This is a genomic window from Clostridium nigeriense, from assembly GCF_900086595.1.
GTDB lineage: Bacteria > Bacillota > Clostridia > Clostridiales > Clostridiaceae > Clostridium > Clostridium nigeriense.
In genome coordinates this window covers 3,539,285-3,559,315 of record NZ_LT575472.1, presented here as the reverse complement: position 1 = coordinate 3,559,315, position 20,031 = coordinate 3,539,285, and the positions used below count along the sequence as shown (strand labels likewise).

Below are 20,031 nucleotides of genomic sequence, written 5' to 3'. Positions count from 1 at the left end.
CTTGACTGTAGATATAAAGAGCGCAGCAAAAAAGATAGAGGAATTATCTAAGGCTTATGGTTTAAACGTTGATCCTTATGCAAAAATAGAAGATATTTCTGTTGGTATGCAACAACGTGTTGAAATACTTAAAATGCTTTATAGAAATGCTGAAGTTCTTATTTTTGATGAACCAACAGCAGTATTAACACCACAAGAAATTGAAGATCTAATTGGAATTATGAAAAATCTTATAAGAGAAGGAAAATCAATAATTTTAATTACACATAAATTAAAAGAAATTAAAGAAGCTGCAGATAGATGTACTGTTATAAGAAGAGGTAAGTACATTGGAACTGTTAATGTTAAAGAAACTTCAGAAGCTGACATGGCCAAAATGATGGTTGGAAGACAAGTATCATTTAAGGTTAATAAAGGAGAAGCGCACCTAGGGGAAGAAGTTTTAAAAATAGAGAATTTATCTGTTAAAAATAATAAAAAAGTTTTAGGGTTAAAGAATTTCAATTTAGAAGTTAAAAGAGGAGAAATAGTTGGTATAGCTGGGGTAGAAGGAAATGGACAAACGGAATTAGTAGAAGCTATAACAGGAATGAGAGCAGCAGAAGAAGGCAAAATATTATTTAATGGGAATGAAATTACTAATTATTCTATTAGAAAGAGAATAGAGGAAGGAATAGCTCATATTCCAGAAGATAGGCATAAAAGAGGACTTATTTTAGATTATACATTAGAAGATAATTTGGTTCTTAAAGTATATAAAAATGAACCGTTTTCAAAAAATGGACTTATTAATAGAAATAAAATTACAGAGTATTCAAATGAAATTATAGAAACTTTTGATGTAAGATCAGGTGAAGGTGGAAAATCACCAGCAAGGTCTTTATCAGGAGGAAACCAGCAAAAAGGAATTATTGGACGTGAAATTCAATCAAATCCTGATTTATTAATTGCTGTTCAGCCTACTAGAGGATTAGACGTTGGATCTATAGAATACATACACAAAAGATTGGTTGAACAAAGGGATAGTGGGAAAGCAGTGCTTTTAGTATCTCTTGAGTTAGATGAGATACTAAATGTTTCAGATAGAATAGCTATTGTTAATAATGGCGAGCTTGTAGGAGTTGTAAATGCTGATGAAACAGATGAAAATGAAGTAGGGCTAATGATGGCAGGAATAAAGAGAGGTGAAAGCTAATGGAAAAGAATCAAGGCATAAAATCAATAATGGCTGTATTATTAGGACTTTTAGCAGGAGCTTTATTAATGTTAATCATGGGATTTAACCCAGCAGAAGGATATAAATATCTATTTATGGGTGGATTAAAGAACCTAGAAAGAATAGGTAATACTCTTGCAACAGCAACTCCATTAATGCTTACTGGACTTTCAGTTGCCTTTGCTTTTAAAACAGGTTTATTTAATATAGGAACTCCAGGACAAATGCTATTTGGAGGATTTTGTTCTATAGCTACAGGGTTAACTTTAGACTTACCAAAAGGAATATTAGTACCAGTAGTAGTACTTGTGGGTATTCTTGGCGGTGCAATATGGGGAATAGTTCCTGGAATATTAAAAGCTAAATTTAATGTTCATGAAGTAGTATCATCTATAATGATGAACTGGATAGCTTATTGGATGGTTTATTATATGGTGCCTCTGTATTTTAAGGGAGAATTTTTAGAAACTGAATCTAAAATGCTACCAGAAACAGCTACTTTAAAAGTTCAATGGCTTTCAGATATATTTAAAGGTTCATATATAAATTTAGGAATTTTCTTAGCAATAATAGCAGTATTAATAATATGGTTTATTTTAAACAAAACTGTTTTAGGATATGAATTAAGGGCTGGTGGATTTAATAGATTTGGTGCTGAATATGCAGGGATGCCTGTTAATAGAAATATTGTTATTTCAATGATGATAGCAGGAGCTTTATCAGGACTTGCAGGAGCAATACAATACACTGGTAATGCTAATATAATGCAAATTGGAGTTATGCCAAGCCAAGGTTTTGATGGTATAGCAGTTGCTTTACTTGGAGCAAGTAATCCAATTGGAGTTATGTTCTCATCATTATTCTTTGGAGTACTTTATGTAGGTAAAGGATTTATGAATGCTGCTGTAAAGGTACCGCCAGAACTTGCAGATACAATAATGGCTACAATAATATACTTTGCAGCAACTAGTATGGTTATGGATAAGGTAATAAAAAAATTAAAGAAATTTAAGAAGGATAAATCTAATAAAATAAACAATTCTTCTGAAAGGGTGGTGGAAAAATAATGTGGAGTATAGTTGAACAAATTTTTCCATATGCAATTTCTTATACAGTTCCTCTGCTAATAACTGCTCTAGGAGCACTTTATTGTGAAAGAAGTGGTGTAGTAAATATAGGATTAGAGGGACTTATGATAATAGGATCTTTTTCTGGAGCCTTAACTGTTTCAAAGTTACAAGCTAATGGAGTACCAGGTGCACTATGGATAGGACTTTTAGTAGCAGTATTAGTTGGAGTATTATTTTCTCTACTTCATGCCTTTGCTAGTATAAATTTAAATGCAGATCAAGTTATAAGTGGTACAGCTATAAATATGATAGCAGGAGCTTTAACAGTTTATTTAGCAAGAAATATTACAGGTAGTGGTAATATAAGAGTTACTAATAGTTTTACTCCAAAGGATCTTCCGGTACTTTCACAAATACCTGTTATTGGACCATTATTCTTTACGAAGACTTATGCAACTACTTGGCTAGTGATAGTCATACTATTAATAAGTGTATTTCTATTATATAAAACTAGTTTTGGTTTAAGATTAAGAGCTTGTGGTGAGCATCCTCAAGCTGCAGCAGCTGCTGGCGTAAGCGTGTTTAAAATGAGATATCTAGGAGTTATGATATCTGGAGGAATGGCAGCTTTAGGTGGAGCTATAATGCTTTTAACTTTTGCTGGAGAGTTTAATGGAAGCGTTGCTGGACTTGGATTCTTAGCATTGGCATCTTTAATATTTGGACAATGGAGACCGCTTGGAATACTAGGAGCAACATTTTTCTTTGGATTTGCTTCAACTATTGCTAATGTGTCACAAGCAATACCAACATTAGCTCAAATACCAGGAGTTATACTTAAGACATTCCCATATATAGTGACATTAATAGCATTAGTATTATTCTCTAAAACATCTCAAGCACCTAAAGCTTCTGGAGAACCTTTTGATACAAGTAAGAGATAATTTTATTAAAATAGATATATGGAGGATGAAGGCGTGAAGATATTTATAGATACAGCCAACATAGATGAAATTATATCTGCAAATGATATGGGGGTTATTTGTGGTGTAACTACAAACCCATCTTTAATAGCGAAAGAAAAAAGAGATTTTAATGAAGTAATTAAAGAAATAACATCAATAGTAGATGGACCAGTTAGTGCGGAAGTTATAAGCTTAAAGCATGATGAGATGGTAGATGAAGCCCTTGAATTAGCAAAAATTCATAATAATGTAGTTATTAAAGTGCCAATGACTATAGAAGGGCTAAAGGCTGTAAATATACTTTCTTCAAAGGGAATAAAAACTAATGTAACCTTAATTTTCTCAACGGCTCAAGCTTTATTAGCTGCAAGGGCTGGAGCAAGCTATGTTAGTCCTTTTATAGGAAGAATAGATGATACTGGAAGTAAGGGAATAGAGCTTATTAAGGAAATTGCAGAAGTTTTTAAAATTCATAATATAGAAACTGAAATAATAGCTGCTAGTGTTAGAAATCCAATTCATAGTATTGAGGCTGCATTAGCGGGAGCAGATATAGCCACAATTCCATATAAGGTTTTAGTTCAAATGACAAAGAATCCTCTAACAGATATAGGGATAGAAAAGTTTTTAGAGGATTGGAATAATAGTAATAAGTAGATATTATTAGTTCTACAAGGATCTGAAAATGGACATCTAAGTGTTTTCGTAGATATTTATTATCTAAAATGCATTAGGTGTCCTTTTATTTATGGTTATTATAAAATAACATAAATATAAAATTAGGAGGGGTATTTTTGAAAATTGGGTCTAACCTAAAAAAACTATTAGCTTATGTGGTAGTATTATTGTTTATTGTAGGGCTTTTACCTATAAAAGCAATAAAAGCAGCTACAGAAGAACTAACAACTAAAACTATTCAAATTCTTGCTACAACTGACTTACATGGTAGATTTGTTCCATATGATTATGCAAGAGCTACAAAGTCAGATGGAGGCTTAACTCAAATTGCAACATTGGTAAATTCTGAAAGACAAAATAATCCTAACACTATACTTGTTGATAATGGAGATAATATTCAAGGAAATTACAATCATTTATTTTTAAATGATGAAAAGAACCCTATGATGACAGCTATGAATTATATAGGATATGATTCATTTGGCTTAGGAAACCATGAGTTTAATTTTGGAATGAGAACATTAAAGGATATAACTGGACAATTACAAAATACAGAAGTTTTATGTGCAAATTTATATAAGGACAACGCAAGGGTATTTAGTCCATATGTATTGAAAACAGTAGAGGATGGAATAAAGGTTGCAATAATTGGAGTAGTTACTCCACATATTGATAGGTGGGATGGACCGAATTTAGCTGGATATATTCCAACAAATCCAACAGAGGAAGTAAAAAAAGTAATAGGTGAAATAAAAGCTATAGGTGGAGCAGATGTTTATGTTGTAACCGCTCACATGGGATTTGAAAGTGAGTATGGAAAGGGTGATTCTGCAAAAGAAATAGCAAAAGGTAATCCAGATGTTGATGTAGTAGTAATGGGACATAGCCACATGGAAANTTATTTAATATAGGAACTCCAGGACAAATGCTATTTGGAGGATTTTGTTCTATAGCTACAGGGTTAACTTTAGACTTACCAAAAGGAATATTAGTACCAGTAGTAGTACTTGTGGGTATTCTTGGCGGTGCAATATGGGGAATAGTTCCTGGAATATTAAAAGCTAAATTTAATGTTCATGAAGTAGTATCATCTATAATGATGAACTGGATAGCTTATTGGATGGTTTATTATATGGTGCCTCTGTATTTTAAGGGAGAATTTTTAGAAACTGAATCTAAAATGCTACCAGAAACAGCTACTTTAAAAGTTCAATGGCTTTCAGATATATTTAAAGGTTCATATATAAATTTAGGAATTTTCTTAGCAATAATAGCAGTATTAATAATATGGTTTATTTTAAACAAAACTGTTTTAGGATATGAATTAAGGGCTGGTGGATTTAATAGATTTGGTGCTGAATATGCAGGGATGCCTGTTAATAGAAATATTGTTATTTCAATGATGATAGCAGGAGCTTTATCAGGACTTGCAGGAGCAATACAATACACTGGTAATGCTAATATAATGCAAATTGGAGTTATGCCAAGCCAAGGTTTTGATGGTATAGCAGTTGCTTTACTTGGAGCAAGTAATCCAATTGGAGTTATGTTCTCATCATTATTCTTTGGAGTACTTTATGTAGGTAAAGGATTTATGAATGCTGCTGTAAAGGTACCGCCAGAACTTGCAGATACAATAATGGCTACAATAATATACTTTGCAGCAACTAGTATGGTTATGGATAAGGTAATAAAAAAATTAAAGAAATTTAAGAAGGATAAATCTAATAAAATAAACAATTCTTCTGAAAGGGTGGTGGAAAAATAATGTGGAGTATAGTTGAACAAATTTTTCCATATGCAATTTCTTATACAGTTCCTCTGCTAATAACTGCTCTAGGAGCACTTTATTGTGAAAGAAGTGGTGTAGTAAATATAGGATTAGAGGGACTTATGATAATAGGATCTTTTTCTGGAGCCTTAACTGTTTCAAAGTTACAAGCTAATGGAGTACCAGGTGCACTATGGATAGGACTTTTAGTAGCAGTATTAGTTGGAGTATTATTTTCTCTACTTCATGCCTTTGCTAGTATAAATTTAAATGCAGATCAAGTTATAAGTGGTACAGCTATAAATATGATAGCAGGAGCTTTAACAGTTTATTTAGCAAGAAATATTACAGGTAGTGGTAATATAAGAGTTACTAATAGTTTTACTCCAAAGGATCTTCCGGTACTTTCACAAATACCTGTTATTGGACCATTATTCTTTACGAAGACTTATGCAACTACTTGGCTAGTGATAGTCATACTATTAATAAGTGTATTTCTATTATATAAAACTAGTTTTGGTTTAAGATTAAGAGCTTGTGGTGAGCATCCTCAAGCTGCAGCAGCTGCTGGCGTAAGCGTGTTTAAAATGAGATATCTAGGAGTTATGATATCTGGAGGAATGGCAGCTTTAGGTGGAGCTATAATGCTTTTAACTTTTGCTGGAGAGTTTAATGGAAGCGTTGCTGGACTTGGATTCTTAGCATTGGCATCTTTAATATTTGGACAATGGAGACCGCTTGGAATACTAGGAGCAACATTTTTCTTTGGATTTGCTTCAACTATTGCTAATGTGTCACAAGCAATACCAACATTAGCTCAAATACCAGGAGTTATACTTAAGACATTCCCATATATAGTGACATTAATAGCATTAGTATTATTCTCTAAAACATCTCAAGCACCTAAAGCTTCTGGAGAACCTTTTGATACAAGTAAGAGATAATTTTATTAAAATAGATATATGGAGGATGAAGGCGTGAAGATATTTATAGATACAGCCAACATAGATGAAATTATATCTGCAAATGATATGGGGGTTATTTGTGGTGTAACTACAAACCCATCTTTAATAGCGAAAGAAAAAAGAGATTTTAATGAAGTAATTAAAGAAATAACATCAATAGTAGATGGACCAGTTAGTGCGGAAGTTATAAGCTTAAAGCATGATGAGATGGTAGATGAAGCCCTTGAATTAGCAAAAATTCATAATAATGTAGTTATTAAAGTGCCAATGACTATAGAAGGGCTAAAGGCTGTAAATATACTTTCTTCAAAGGGAATAAAAACTAATGTAACCTTAATTTTCTCAACGGCTCAAGCTTTATTAGCTGCAAGGGCTGGAGCAAGCTATGTTAGTCCTTTTATAGGAAGAATAGATGATACTGGAAGTAAGGGAATAGAGCTTATTAAGGAAATTGCAGAAGTTTTTAAAATTCATAATATAGAAACTGAAATAATAGCTGCTAGTGTTAGAAATCCAATTCATAGTATTGAGGCTGCATTAGCGGGAGCAGATATAGCCACAATTCCATATAAGGTTTTAGTTCAAATGACAAAGAATCCTCTAACAGATATAGGGATAGAAAAGTTTTTAGAGGATTGGAATAATAGTAATAAGTAGATATTATTAGTTCTACAAGGATCTGAAAATGGACATCTAAGTGTTTTCGTAGATATTTATTATCTAAAATGCATTAGGTGTCCTTTTATTTATGGTTATTATAAAATAACATAAATATAAAATTAGGAGGGGTATTTTTGAAAATTGGGTCTAACCTAAAAAAACTATTAGCTTATGTGGTAGTATTATTGTTTATTGTAGGGCTTTTACCTATAAAAGCAATAAAAGCAGCTACAGAAGAACTAACAACTAAAACTATTCAAATTCTTGCTACAACTGACTTACATGGTAGATTTGTTCCATATGATTATGCAAGAGCTACAAAGTCAGATGGAGGCTTAACTCAAATTGCAACATTGGTAAATTCTGAAAGACAAAATAATCCTAACACTATACTTGTTGATAATGGAGATAATATTCAAGGAAATTACAATCATTTATTTTTAAATGATGAAAAGAACCCTATGATGACAGCTATGAATTATATAGGATATGATTCATTTGGCTTAGGAAACCATGAGTTTAATTTTGGAATGAGAACATTAAAGGATATAACTGGACAATTACAAAATACAGAAGTTTTATGTGCAAATTTATATAAGGACAACGCAAGGGTATTTAGTCCATATGTATTGAAAACAGTAGAGGATGGAATAAAGGTTGCAATAATTGGAGTAGTTACTCCACATATTGATAGGTGGGATGGACCGAATTTAGCTGGATATATTCCAACAAATCCAACAGAGGAAGTAAAAAAAGTAATAGGTGAAATAAAAGCTATAGGTGGAGCAGATGTTTATGTTGTAACCGCTCACATGGGATTTGAAAGTGAGTATGGAAAGGGTGATTCTGCAAAAGAAATAGCAAAAGGTAATCCAGATGTTGATGTAGTAGTAATGGGACATAGCCACATGGAAAATAAAGGATTAGAAGCCGGTAATGCTATTTTAATTCAACCTGCCAATAATGCTGGTAGCTTAGGAAAAGTTGAATTAAAGTTAACTAAGAAAGATGGAAAATATGAAATAACTTCTAAGACAGGATCACTTATTAGCACAAAAGGTGTTGAAGAGGATACTAAATTAGTGGATATATTAAAAAGTTATGATGAAAGAGCTAAGGCTGATGCAAATCAAGTTATAGGAAAACTTGAAGGTCCAAGCCTTGCAGATGAAAATGAAATTGCAGATATTCCAGAGTCCTTAGTTAGAGACCAAGGAATAACAGATTTTGTGAATGAAGTTCAAATATATAATGCTAAGAAGCATTTGGCTAGTAAAGGAGTAAATTCAGATAATGTATATCTAGTATCAGCAGCTGCTTTATTCGATGCAGATTCTAATATGAAATCTGGAGAAATTAAAAAGTCGGATGTATCTAAAATATATAAATATGATAATAAGTTATATACAATAGAAACTACGGGAAAGCAACTTAAGAATTTTATGGAATGGACAGCATCCATTTATAATACATTTAAAACTGGTGATTTAACAGTTTCTTTAAATGAAAAGATAAGGTTATATCAATACGATATGTTTAGTGGAATTAGCTACGATATAAATATAGCAAAAGATCCTGGAAAGAGAATAGAAAATCTTAAATTCCAAAAGGATGGAAAAGTTGTTGAGGATAATGATATAGTTTATCTATCGGTAAATAACTATAGATATGATTCTGTTTTAGTTGGACTTGGAGTATTTGAAACAGGAACTCATAAAAAGATTTATGATACTAATAATGATAGTATTTCAGATATGAGAGACTTAATTATAGATTATATTGAAAATGTTAAGGGTGGAACTATCCAAAGAAATATAGATAACAACTGGAAGCTTACAGGTGTAACTTATGATAATGAATTAAGAGCTGAAGCAGTAAGGTTAGTTAAGGAAGGAAAGCTTCAAATTCCTAAATCAGCAGATGGAAGAACTCCAAATGTTAGAAGCCTTACTTGGAACGATGTATTAGCAGCGTCAAATAAAAAGAGAGTAGAAATATTAACTTTTAATGATTTTCATGGTAATGTTGAAGAAAGTGGAAAAAATATTGGAGCAGCCAAGCTTGCATCAATAATTAAAGAAAGAACAAGGTTAAATAATTCAAGTAATTATGAAGCAATACCAGTAGCTGGTGGGGATTTATATCAAGGAACTGCAATATCTAATTTAACTCAGGGTGCTCCTGTTACTGAATTCTTAAAGGAAATAGGATTAAAAGCATCAGCAGTAGGAAATCATGAATTTGATTGGAACAGAAATAATATAGTTAACTGGGCTAAGGATGGCAATTTTGATTTCCTAGCAGCTAATATAGTAGATAAAGTTACAGGAAAACCAGTGGATTGGGCAAAACCTTATAAAATAATTGAAGTTGATGGATTAAAGATAGGTTTAATAGGAATAACAACTCCAGAAACTGCTTATAAGACTAAGCCTGAAAATGTAAGGGATTTAAGTTTCTTAGAGCCAACTGAGATAGTAAATAAGTATGCTAAGGAACTTAAAGAAGATAAAAAAGTAAATGCTGTTGTTGTCCTATCACATTTAGGAGCTAAGACGGATTCTGCTACAAAAAAAATTAGTGGAGAGGCTGTAGATTTAGCTAATGGAGTTAAGAATGTTGATGCAATAATTGCAGCACATGATCATCAATTTACAAATGCTGTTGTAAATAATATTCCAATAGTTGAGGCTGGATATAATGGTAGAGGTCTTGGACTTTTAACTTTTGATTTTAATGAAAATGGAAACTTAATAAATGTTAAGGGAACATTAGATGAAGCATATAAGAGAAGTAGCAACATAGTTCCAGATGAAACAGTATTAAATATAGTTAATAAATATAAGGATGAATTAAAACCTATTTTAAGTGAAAAGGTAGCTGATTTAGATAAAACATTAGAGCATGATAGTTATAATGGATTAACACCACTAGGAATTGTGGTTTCAGAAGCAATGAGAAAAATAGCAGGTGCAGATATAGCTATAACTAATGGAGGCGGAATAAGGGCTCCATTAGAAGCTGGAGAAGTAACTATTGGTCATTTATATACTATAATACCATTTGATAACACGTTATTTACAATGGAGTTAAAAGGATCAGATATAAAGAAGGCTATAGAACATGGAATTATGCCAGGAAATATGGGATGGGGACAATTCTCTGGAATAAAGGTTTGGTATGACAAGGATGCCAAGGCAGGGGAAAGAGTAACATCCATAAGATTACAAGATGGAACTCCTCTAGATATGAATAAGTACTATAAGGTAGTTACTAATGACTTTATGGCAACTGGCGGAGATGGATATGATTTTAGTAATGCCAAAAATTTATATGATACAAATCTAGTTATGAGAGATGAGATAGTTAAGGAATGGAAAGCTAATGGAATAAATACTAAAATAGAAAATCTACTAATAGCAGGAATAGATGATACTAAGAATAATGTAAAACCAGATGATAATGGCAAACCAAATACTGAAAATCCTTCAAATAATGATTCTAATAATAACACAAATTTACCTTTAACAGGTGGAGAAAATTCTATAAGCTTAGCTATTTTTGCTATAATGATTTCAGGAATTGGATACACTATGGTTAAGAAGAATAAAAATAGAAAAATTAGTTAATAGTATTATTTAGGGCTATCTTAATAAGGTAGCCCTTTAAATTTTATAGATTAAAAGCATAGAATTAGGAAATAATAATAATAAATTCCTTGATAAATTAGCTAGAATAATTCATAATATATATACATGTATAAATTCGAGAAACATATCTTTAATATATCTTATAAACTCCCATAAATTTAACAGAACTTATGAATAGAATATGGAGGTGTAATTTTGAACAAAGAAAATTACGAAAAAAAGACTTTAATAGAGTTAAAAGAAATAGCAAAAGAGCTTAATATAAAAAATATTAGTAAGCTTAAGAAAAGCGAGCTTATAGATGAGATACTAGAAAAATCTCCTAAAAGTATAGAGAAAAATGGAGTAATACTACAAGAAAAAATAACTCCTAAAGCAAAACTTGAAGAGAATTCAAATTTAGTTAAGGAAAATAAAGAAGAAGTTAGGGAAGAAAAAAAAGAGAGATTAAAGGTTATGATTAATGAATCTGATACAGCTAAGGGTGTATTAGAAATATTAGAAAATAATAGCTTTGGATTCTTAAGATGCAATAATTATCAAACGGGAGAAAATGATATTTATGTATCGCCGTCTCAAATTAGAAGATTTAACTTAAGAACTGGAGATGAGGTTCAAGGAAAAGTTAGAGAGTCTAAAGAAGGAGAAAAGTTTAAAGCTTTATTATATGTTGAAAAGGTAAATGGAGAAAATCCTGAAAGAGCAGTGGGAAGAAAATCTTTTGAAACATTAACTCCAATTTATCCAGAAGACAGACTTCATTTAGAAACTACTGGAGAAAATGACTTATCATCAAGATTAATGGATATAATTTGTCCAATAGGTAAGGGTCAAAGAGGAATAATAGTTGCACCTCCTAAAGCTGGTAAAACTACGTTATTAAAGAAAATAGCCCAAAACATATCTAAAAATTATCCGGAAGTTAAGCTTATAGTGTTACTTATAGATGAGAGACCAGAAGAAGTAACTGATATGAAGAGATCAATAAATGGTGATGTAATATATTCAACTTTTGATGAAGAGCCGCAAAACCATGCAAAGGTATCTCAAATGGTATTGGAAAGAGCTAAGAGAATGGTTGAGCAAGGAAAAGATGTAGTTATACTACTAGATAGTTTAACTAGACTTTCTAGAGCTTACAACTTAACTATAACGCCAACAGGAAGAACATTATCAGGTGGATTAGATCCAGGTGCTTTAATTATGCCGAAAAAATTCTTTGGAGCAGCTAGAAATGTAGAAGAAGGTGGAAGTTTAACTATATTAGCAACAGCTTTAATAGATACTGGATCAAGAATGGATGATATGATATTTGAAGAATTTAAGGGAACAGGAAATATGGAAGTCCACTTAGATAGAAAGTTACAAGAAAGAAGAATTTTCCCTGCAATAGATATATATAAATCAGGAACTAGAAAAGAAGACTTAATTTTATCAGAAGATGAAAAAGAAGTTGCTTATACAATTAGAAGAGTTATGTATAGGGATGGTAATATAGAAAATGTTACTGAAAAATTAATTAATATGCTTTCTAAAACTAAAAATAATAAAGAGTTTATAAATGTATTTAGTAAAAGTGAAATAGAGCGAAAATAAGAGGGACTGTTTTATACAGCCCCTCTTATTTTTAATTGTTTGGAGTCTATTTTAGAATTCTTTAAGAACTAATTTATCTGCCAATTTAACTATTTCTTTCTTAGAATACAAAGAAGAAAGATTAGCTAAATTTAATTTCATTTTTTCTAATTCTTTAGGATTAGAAATTAATTTATCTACAATTAAGTTTAACTCTAATAAATTATCAATATAGAGAGCATATCCATTCTTGGTTAAAAACTCTACATTTTGTGTTTCTTGTCCAGGAATTGCAAAAGGAATTAATAAAGGTAAATTCTTAGTTATAGCTTCTGTAACTGTTAATCCACCGGGTTTACTTATTATTATATCTGAGTATTCCATTAAATAATCTATATCTTTACAAAAACCTAGTATATGAAGTTTTTTATTTTTTATATTATGATCATACTCTTTTAATAAGTTCTCTTTTAATTTTTCATTTTTACCACATACAACAGTTATTCTTAATTTGTTGGAATTATTTAAAAGCTCTTTTAGAACATAAGAAATATTTTTTAATCCCATACTACCACTCATTAATAATATGTTAAAGTAATCATCGTTTTTAGTATTTTCAAGATTCAATTTATTTTCGAAGAATTCATCTTTTACAGGAATACCATAAGAAAATATTCTTCTAGAATCTATGCCCCTAAGTGATAAGTCTTCCTTAGTATTCTCGCTAGCTGTAATATATGCATCAATATTTTTATCTATATAGGTAGAATGAGCTTTGAAATCTGTTACTATTACTATTACTGGTATTTTTAAGCCCTTTCTTTTTAATGAGCCCATAATGTTAACTGCAAATGGATGTGTAACTAAAATTATATTAGGTTTAGTTTCATTAATAAGCTTTAATATTTTTCTTTTAGTAAAAGAAAAAACCATAGATAAAAGTTTATTAGTAAAGAATGTATCAGTTAACTTATAAGCAAAGCCATAAGTCTTAGGAAAAAATGAAGCAGAAATTTCATAACCTGTTATAAATAACTTAGTCAGTAATTTACTATTACTTTTTAAAAAATCATGTCTTATAATTTCATATCCAGATTTTTCGAAAGTAGTAGAAATTGAATTAGCAGCTTGATTATGACCTTCACCAGTTGAAGTTGTTAGTATTAAAATTTTCTTCATAAAATAACACTCACTTTTCTAAATAACATAATTAATATTAAAAATAATAGCAATATACTATATTATAATATAAATATATTAAGGAAAATATAAAAAATATTAATTCTAAGATAAATTTAAGATTTTAAACAAAAGAAAAATGGGAAAGACTATGTCTTTCCCAGAATTTCTATTTGTTAAGGTTAAATCTCTTATTGAATTTGTCAACTCTACCGCCAACATCAATGATTTTTTGTTTACCAGTGAAGAATGGGTGGCATTTAGAGCATATTTCTACTTTTAGTTCATCTTTAACAGAACCAGTTGTAAAAGTATTTCCACATGCACACTTAACTACAGCTTCGTGGTTGTATTTTGGATGTATGCCTTCTCTCATATTTTTCACCTCTTTCGAATACTTAAATAACTATTAGAGTATATCATAGGCATAAGTAATGGTCAATATTATACATAATAAAAATATCTTTGATAAGTCATAAATAAAAATGCTATAATCTTATTATATCTAGAGAAAAGGAGACATAAATATATGAGTAAATTGTATTTTAGATATGGAGCTATGAACTCAGGAAAATCAACTCACCTTATGCAAGTGGCTTATAACTATGAAGAAAGAGGAATGAAGGTTATATTAATTAAACCTTTTACAGATACTAAGGGTGGAGATAAGTTAGTTTCAAGACTTGGAGTTGAAAGAAAAGTAGATTTAGTTATTTATGAAGAAGATAATATATTAGAAAAAGTTAAGGAATATACAAAAAAAATTGGGAATATTGATTGTATTCTAGTAGATGAGGCACAATTTTTAAAGTCTAATCAAATAGATGAGTTATTTGAAGTTGCAGTAGTACTAGATACACCTGTAATATGCTATGGTCTTAGAACAGATTTTAGAATGCAAGGTTTTGAAGGAAGTACAAGGCTTTTACTGTTAGCACATAGTATAGAAGAAATGAAAACCATATGTAAATGCGGTAAAAAAGCAATATTAAATGGTAGAAAAATTAATAACAGATTTGTCTTTGAAGGAGAACAAGTTGCAATTGATAATGTTAATAACGTTGAATACGAATCTTTATGCGGACACTGTTATTTCAAATATAAAAATAATTTATAAATTAGAAAGAGTGGTAGTATGAGAAAGTGTGAAGTAGGAGGCCAAGCTGTTATTGAAGGAGTTATGATGAGAGGTAGCAAAGGCCAAGCTACTGCTATTAGAAAGCCTAACGGCGAAATAGAAATAGATATGAAGAAAATAATTCCTATAACTAAAAAATATAAGTTTTTAAATATTCCTTTTATAAGAGGAATTTTTGTACTTATTGACTCACTAGTTACTGGAATAAATACCTTAAATTATTCTGCATCATTTTTTGAAGAAGATGAGGAAGAATCGAAGTTTGAACTTTGGTTAAAAGCTAAATTTGGAGAAAAAAGTAATGACTTAATAATAGCTGGTACTATGATATTATCCTTTATATTAGCAATAGGACTATTTGTAGCACTACCAACAGGTATAGCTTCTATATTCAATAGTATAGGCTTATCCCCTATTATATTAAACTTAATAGAAGCAGTTATTAGAATTGGTATTTTACTTATATATATGTATTCAATAAGTAAGATGGAGGATATTTACAGAGTTTTTCAATATCACGGTGCTGAACATAAATCTATTTTTTGCTATGAAGCTGGTGAGGAATTAACTGTAGAAAATGTTAGAAGATTTACTAGATTTCATCCAAGATGTGGAACGAATTTTTTATTCTTAATAATGTTTGTAAGTATAATAATTTTTAGTTTTACTGGGTGGGGGAATTTTTTTGAAAGATTAACGCTTAGAATTTTATTAATTCCAATAGTTTCAGGAATAACCTATGAATTAATAAGATGGCTGGGAAAAAATAATAGTTCATTATCTAAAATTATTGCTTATCCAGGTCTAAAGCTTCAAGAGCTTACAACAAAAGAACCTGATGATGATCAATTAGAAGTTGCCATAGCAGCTCTTATGACTGCAGAAGGATTAAAACCAAAAGAAAAGACTATAGGAGAACTTTTAGATATTGGTTCTAAAGCATTAAAAGATAAAAATATAGATACATATATTTTAGATTCTCAATTACTATTAGGCATGGTTTTGGGGAAGGATAAAATATATATAATTACTAATAGAAATAAAGATGTTTCAATTAAGGATGAAAAAGAGTATTTAGATTTAATTGAAAAAAGAAGTGAAAAAATGCCTATAAAATATATTTTAGGTGAAACAGAGTTTATGGGATTAGATTTTGATGTAGAAGAAGGAGTCTTAATTCCAAGAGGAGATACTGAAATTCTTGTTGAAGAGTTGCTTTCTATTATTAATGAAGATGAAGAGTTAGAGATTTGTGATCTTTGTTCAGGAAGTGGAGCCATTGGAATAGCTTTGGCAACATATAGAAAGAATATAAGTGTAGATGAAATTGATAATTTTAGTATTCCAGAAAAAGTTACTAAAAGTAATATTTTAAAACATGGTTTAGAGAATAGAGTTAAGTTTATAAAAAGTAATTTATTAGAAGAACCTATTAAAGAAGAGAAAAAATATGATTTAATAGTATCAAACCCTCCTTATATAAAAGCTAGTGAAATAGATAAGTTAATGGATGATGTTAAACTTTATGAACCTCATACAGCTTTAGATGGTGGAGAAGATGGCTTAGTATTTTATAGAAGAATTATTGAGGAGAGCAAAATAACATTAAAAAATAATGGGATACTAGCTTTTGAAATAGGCCATGATCAAGGAATTGATGTTAGAATATTAATGGAAGAAGCCGGATTTAAAAATGTTAAATTAGTAAAAGATTTGGCGGGTTTAGACAGAGTTTTACTGGGATACTTTAAATATTGATAAATTTCTGTATATTGTGATATAATAGGGAGATGTAAAAATTTAAAGTACGGAGTGATATTTATGTTATTAGATAAATTAGCGTTTATAGAGAATAAATATGATGAATTATCTGTAAAGATATCAGATCCTTCAATTATGGCTAATCAAAACGAATGGAGAAAGCTATGTAAGGAGCATGCTGATTTAGAAACTATAGTTACAGCCTATAGAGAATATAGAACAGTTATAGATGATTTAGAAGCAAACAAGGAAATGTTATCAGAAGAAAGCGACAAAGAAATGAGAGAAATGCTTTCTGAAGAAATTTCAATGTTAACAGAAAGAGAAGCAGAATTAGAAAAGCATATTCAAATTTTATTATTACCTAAGGATCCTAATGATGAAAAGAACGTATTTGTAGAAATAAGAGGAGGAGCAGGTGGAGATGAAGCAGCTCTATTTGCAGCTAATCTTTTTAGAATGTACACAAGATACGCTGAAACTCAAAGATGGTCAGTTGAACTTATGAGTGCCAATGAAACTGATATTGGCGGTTTTAAAGAAGTAGTATTTATGATTAAAGGACATGGAGCTTATTCAAAGCTTAAATATGAAAGTGGAGTTCATAGAGTTCAGAGAGTACCAGATACAGAATCAAGTGGTAGAATTCATACATCTACAGCAACAGTTGCTGTTTTACCAGAAGTTGATGATGTAGAAATAGAAATTAATGAAAAAGATTTAAGAATAGATGTTTATAGATCATCAGGTAATGGAGGACAATGTGTTAATACAACAGATTCGGCGGTAAGAATTACTCATATACCTACTGGAGTTGTTGTTGCATGTCAAGATGAAAAGTCACAATTAAAAAATAAAGAAAAAGCTATGAAGGTTTTAAGATCTAGATTATATGAAGCTGCAGAGGCAGAAAGAAATGCTGGTATAGCAGAAGATAGAAAGAGCCAAGTAGGTTCTGGGGATAGAAGTGAAAGAATAAGAACATACAACTATCCACAAGGTAGAGTTACAGATCACAGAATAGGCTTAACACTTTATAAATTAGAATCATATTTAAACGGAGATATAGAAGAAGTAATAAATGCATTAATCACAGCTGATCAAGCTGAAAAGATGAAGCAAATGGGTAATACAGACGCTATTTAATAAAAAAGCCTTGCATTTTTAATGTAAGGCTTTTGAAGTAGGTGGGAAAATGAAAATACTTAAGGCCTTGAAAAAGGAAAGAAAGCATGAAAAATATTTTTTTATACTTATGAGCACAATTTTTATACTTCTTCCTTTAATAGCTTTTTTATCACAAATAAAATCAGTATTTTTGTGGTCCTATTTAGGAATTATAGAGGTATTAATAATCATAGCTTGTATAAATAAGCTAAATTATCATAAACTAAGATTTTCTTGTATTAATAATAAGTTGAAATTTAAAAGTGGATTATTTTCAAAAGAATCAGTTGTTTTATGTGATAAAGTAGTTATTGTACATACTGATAAATGTAAAGAAGAAATGGATATAATACTTATAAGTACAGTAAGGTTTAGAAATAAATATTTAAAGCCAGTTTCTAAAGCTTTTTTAAAGAAATATCCAGAGGCCTCTGAAGAATACATAAAAATTAAAAAAATTAATCCAGAAGATAGTTATTATTTTCAAATAATACGAAGAGGTGCTTTAAAAAAGTATACATTATTAGATGATATATATAGAAATTGTGTTAGAGCTTCATATACGGCTTCTGCTATAGAAAATATAAAAATAGCTAGAGAACAAATAGAACTATAACAAATCTAATAGGAAAGAAGGAATCTTTTTTGGAAACAAAGGTAGCTATCATTAAAGATGTTAATAAAGATATTGAATACTTAAAAGAAGCAGCTAACATAATATGTAATGGGGGCATTGTAGCCTTTCCTACTGAAACTGTTTATGGACTTGGAGCCAATGCTTTAAATGAAGATGCAGTAAGTAAAATATTTGAAGCAAAAGGAAGACCACAGGATAATCCATTAATAGTTCATGTGGCTTCTAAAAAAATAGATAATTTAGTTACTGAAGTACCTGATATAGCACAAAAGTTAATAGATAAATTTTGGCCAGGTCCTTTAACAATAATTTTAAATAAAAAAGAAATAATACCAAATAGAACTAGTGCAAACTTAGAATCTGTAGGTATTAGAATGCCAGCAAATGATATAGCCTTAAGATTGATAGAGCTTGCAGGATGTCCAATAGCTGCCCCATCAGCTAATATTTCCGGAAGACCTAGTCCTACGGATGTTGAAAGGTGTATAGAGGACTTAGGTGGAAAAATAGACTATATACTAGGGGGTAATAAAAGTGATGTAGGTGTTGAATCTACAATAGTAGATTGTACAGTTATACCTCCAGTAGTTTTAAGACCAGGTGGAATAACATTAGAAATGCTTAGAGATGTTTGTAGTGATATTACTATAGACAAGGCTATACAAGGAAAACCAAGAGAAGATTTAAAGCCAAAAGCACCTGGAATGAAGTATAGACATTATGCACCGAAGGCTAAGCTTAGAATAATAAAAGGTAATAAAGAAAAAACTATTGAAAAAATTAACGAAATAGTACAAAATTATATAGAAAATCAAAAAAAAGTAGCAATTTTATCTACTGATGAATTATATGGTAAATTTCCATTAGGTGAAGTTATTACTTTAGGAAGTGAAAAAAATCTATATGAAGTTGCAAGAAATTTGTTTGAAGCACTTAGAAAATGTGATGATTTAAAAGTTGATTTTGTTTTATGTCAAGCTTTTGAAGAAGATGGAGTTGGTCTTGCAATAATGAATAGATTAAATAAAGCAGCAGGTTTTGATATACTAGAAGTATAATTAGGGAGGGAGGGGGAATACCTTCCCTTTTTTTTTATATATACCATATTATAGTTTGGAGGAATTTAAATGAAGAAGATAGCAATTGGCTGTGATCATGGTGGTGTTGAATTAAAATTAGAAATTAAAAATTTTCTAATTAAAGAAGGATATGAAGTTAAGGACTTTGGTACTGATTCGACTGAGTCTTGTGATTATCCAGATTATGCACTACCAGTAGCAGAAGCTGTAGCAGCAAAAGATTTTGACTTTGGAATCTTAGTATGTGGAACAGGTATAGGTATAGGTTTAGCAGCAAATAAAGTTCCAGGAATAAGAGCGGCACTATGTTCAGATACATTTAGTGCTCATGCAACAAGAGAGCATAATAATGCAAATATATTAACCCTAGGACAAAGAGTAGTTGGTCCAGGATTAGCTTTAGATATAGTTAAAACATTTTTAAATACTGAATTTGAAGCTGGAAGACATCAAACTAGAATAGATAAAATTTCAGAAATTGAAAAAAAATATAATAAATAAATTTATGCTATAGGAGGAA

At 30.4% G+C, this 20,031-nt stretch carries 17 protein-coding genes and 1 pseudogene; 16 read left to right on the top strand and 2 right to left on the bottom strand.

Features of this window, described 5'->3' with window-relative positions:
* The 10 genes and pseudogenes from BN6774_RS16750 to rho form a co-directional block, all read left to right on the top strand.
* On the top strand, positions 1-1,195 hold a 1,195-nt coding region (locus BN6774_RS16750), incomplete at its 5' end, for an ABC transporter ATP-binding protein (RefSeq protein ID WP_066895829.1).
* Positions 1,195-2,283 carry an ABC transporter permease gene (locus BN6774_RS16745; protein ID WP_066895827.1) on the top strand — a complete coding sequence of 363 codons (1,089 nt, stop codon included), beginning with the start codon at positions 1,195-1,197 and terminating at the stop codon, positions 2,281-2,283. The genes BN6774_RS16750 and BN6774_RS16745, both read left to right, overlap by 1 nt.
* Positions 2,283-3,230 carry an ABC transporter permease gene (locus tag BN6774_RS16740; RefSeq protein ID WP_066895823.1) on the top strand — a complete coding sequence of 316 codons (948 nt, stop codon included), beginning with the start codon at positions 2,283-2,285 and terminating at the stop codon, positions 3,228-3,230. The genes BN6774_RS16745 and BN6774_RS16740 overlap by 1 nt, the downstream gene beginning before the upstream one ends.
* Positions 3,231-3,263: 33 nt before the next feature.
* On the top strand, positions 3,264-3,908 hold the full coding sequence (gene fsa / locus BN6774_RS16735; protein WP_066895820.1) for a fructose-6-phosphate aldolase: 645 nt from the start codon (positions 3,264-3,266) through the stop codon (positions 3,906-3,908).
* Between the two features lie 176 nt (positions 3,909-4,084).
* Positions 4,085-4,840 (top strand): metallophosphoesterase, encoded by a 756-nt coding sequence (locus BN6774_RS16730; protein WP_407922098.1) that lies wholly within the window; start codon positions 4,085-4,087, stop codon positions 4,838-4,840.
* Positions 4,828-5,697: pseudogene (locus BN6774_RS16725) on the top strand (ABC transporter permease); the annotation flags it as partial. The gene BN6774_RS16730 and the pseudogene BN6774_RS16725, both read left to right, overlap by 13 nt.
* On the top strand, positions 5,697-6,644 hold the full coding sequence (locus BN6774_RS16720) for an ABC transporter permease (protein WP_066895823.1): 948 nt from the start codon (positions 5,697-5,699) through the stop codon (positions 6,642-6,644). The pseudogene BN6774_RS16725 and the gene BN6774_RS16720, both read left to right, overlap by 1 nt.
* Before the next feature lie 33 nt (positions 6,645-6,677).
* The gene (gene fsa / locus BN6774_RS16715) at positions 6,678-7,322 is read left to right on the top strand and encodes a fructose-6-phosphate aldolase (protein WP_066895820.1); all 645 of its coding nucleotides are present in this window, start codon (positions 6,678-6,680) and stop codon (positions 7,320-7,322) included.
* Positions 7,323-7,459: 137 nt separating this feature from the next.
* Positions 7,460-10,954 carry a 5'-nucleotidase C-terminal domain-containing protein gene (locus BN6774_RS16710; RefSeq protein WP_066895818.1) on the top strand — a complete coding sequence of 1,165 codons (3,495 nt, stop codon included), beginning with the start codon at positions 7,460-7,462 and terminating at the stop codon, positions 10,952-10,954.
* A 216-nt stretch (positions 10,955-11,170) separates the two neighbouring features.
* The gene (rho, locus tag BN6774_RS16705) at positions 11,171-12,571 is read left to right on the top strand and encodes a transcription termination factor Rho (protein ID WP_066895812.1); all 1,401 of its coding nucleotides are present in this window, start codon (positions 11,171-11,173) and stop codon (positions 12,569-12,571) included.
* A gap of 51 nt (positions 12,572-12,622) precedes the next feature.
* On the opposite strand, the gene BN6774_RS16700 is transcribed toward rho, so the two are convergent.
* Together BN6774_RS16700 and rpmE are read right to left on the bottom strand one after the other, a co-directional pair.
* Entirely contained in the window at positions 12,623-13,729 is a 1,107-nt protein-coding gene (locus BN6774_RS16700; protein ID WP_066895810.1) for an MGDG synthase family glycosyltransferase, read from the bottom strand.
* A gap of 169 nt (positions 13,730-13,898) precedes the next feature.
* Positions 13,899-14,105: a 50S ribosomal protein L31 gene (rpmE, locus tag BN6774_RS16695; protein WP_008676589.1), complete on the bottom strand. Its 207-nt coding sequence runs from the start codon at positions 14,103-14,105 to the stop codon at positions 13,899-13,901.
* Positions 14,106-14,258: 153 nt separating this feature from the next.
* Here rpmE and BN6774_RS16690 point away from each other — a divergent pair, with 153 nt between their 5' ends.
* From BN6774_RS16690 to rpiB, 6 genes are all read left to right on the top strand, one after another.
* Positions 14,259-14,846 carry a thymidine kinase gene (locus tag BN6774_RS16690; protein ID WP_066895808.1) on the top strand — a complete coding sequence of 196 codons (588 nt, stop codon included), beginning with the start codon at positions 14,259-14,261 and terminating at the stop codon, positions 14,844-14,846.
* 18 nt (positions 14,847-14,864) lie between these two features.
* Positions 14,865-16,625, top strand: a complete 1,761-nt coding sequence (gene prmC / locus BN6774_RS16685) for a peptide chain release factor N(5)-glutamine methyltransferase (protein WP_066895806.1) — start codon at positions 14,865-14,867, stop codon at positions 16,623-16,625.
* Between the two features lie 63 nt (positions 16,626-16,688).
* Positions 16,689-17,774: a peptide chain release factor 1 gene (gene prfA, locus BN6774_RS16680; protein ID WP_066895804.1), complete on the top strand. Its 1,086-nt coding sequence runs from the start codon at positions 16,689-16,691 to the stop codon at positions 17,772-17,774.
* A 49-nt stretch (positions 17,775-17,823) separates the two neighbouring features.
* Entirely contained in the window at positions 17,824-18,411 is a 588-nt protein-coding gene (locus BN6774_RS16675; RefSeq protein ID WP_066895801.1) for a hypothetical protein, read from the top strand.
* 29 nt (positions 18,412-18,440) lie between these two features.
* Complete coding sequence (locus BN6774_RS16670; protein ID WP_066895799.1) at positions 18,441-19,490, top strand: L-threonylcarbamoyladenylate synthase; 1,050 nt, start codon at positions 18,441-18,443, stop codon at positions 19,488-19,490.
* Positions 19,491-19,559: 69 nt separating this feature from the next.
* Positions 19,560-20,012, top strand: coding sequence for a ribose 5-phosphate isomerase B (gene rpiB, locus BN6774_RS16665; RefSeq protein ID WP_066895796.1), 453 nt, complete (start codon positions 19,560-19,562; stop codon positions 20,010-20,012).
* Positions 20,013-20,031: the final 19 nt, after the last annotated feature.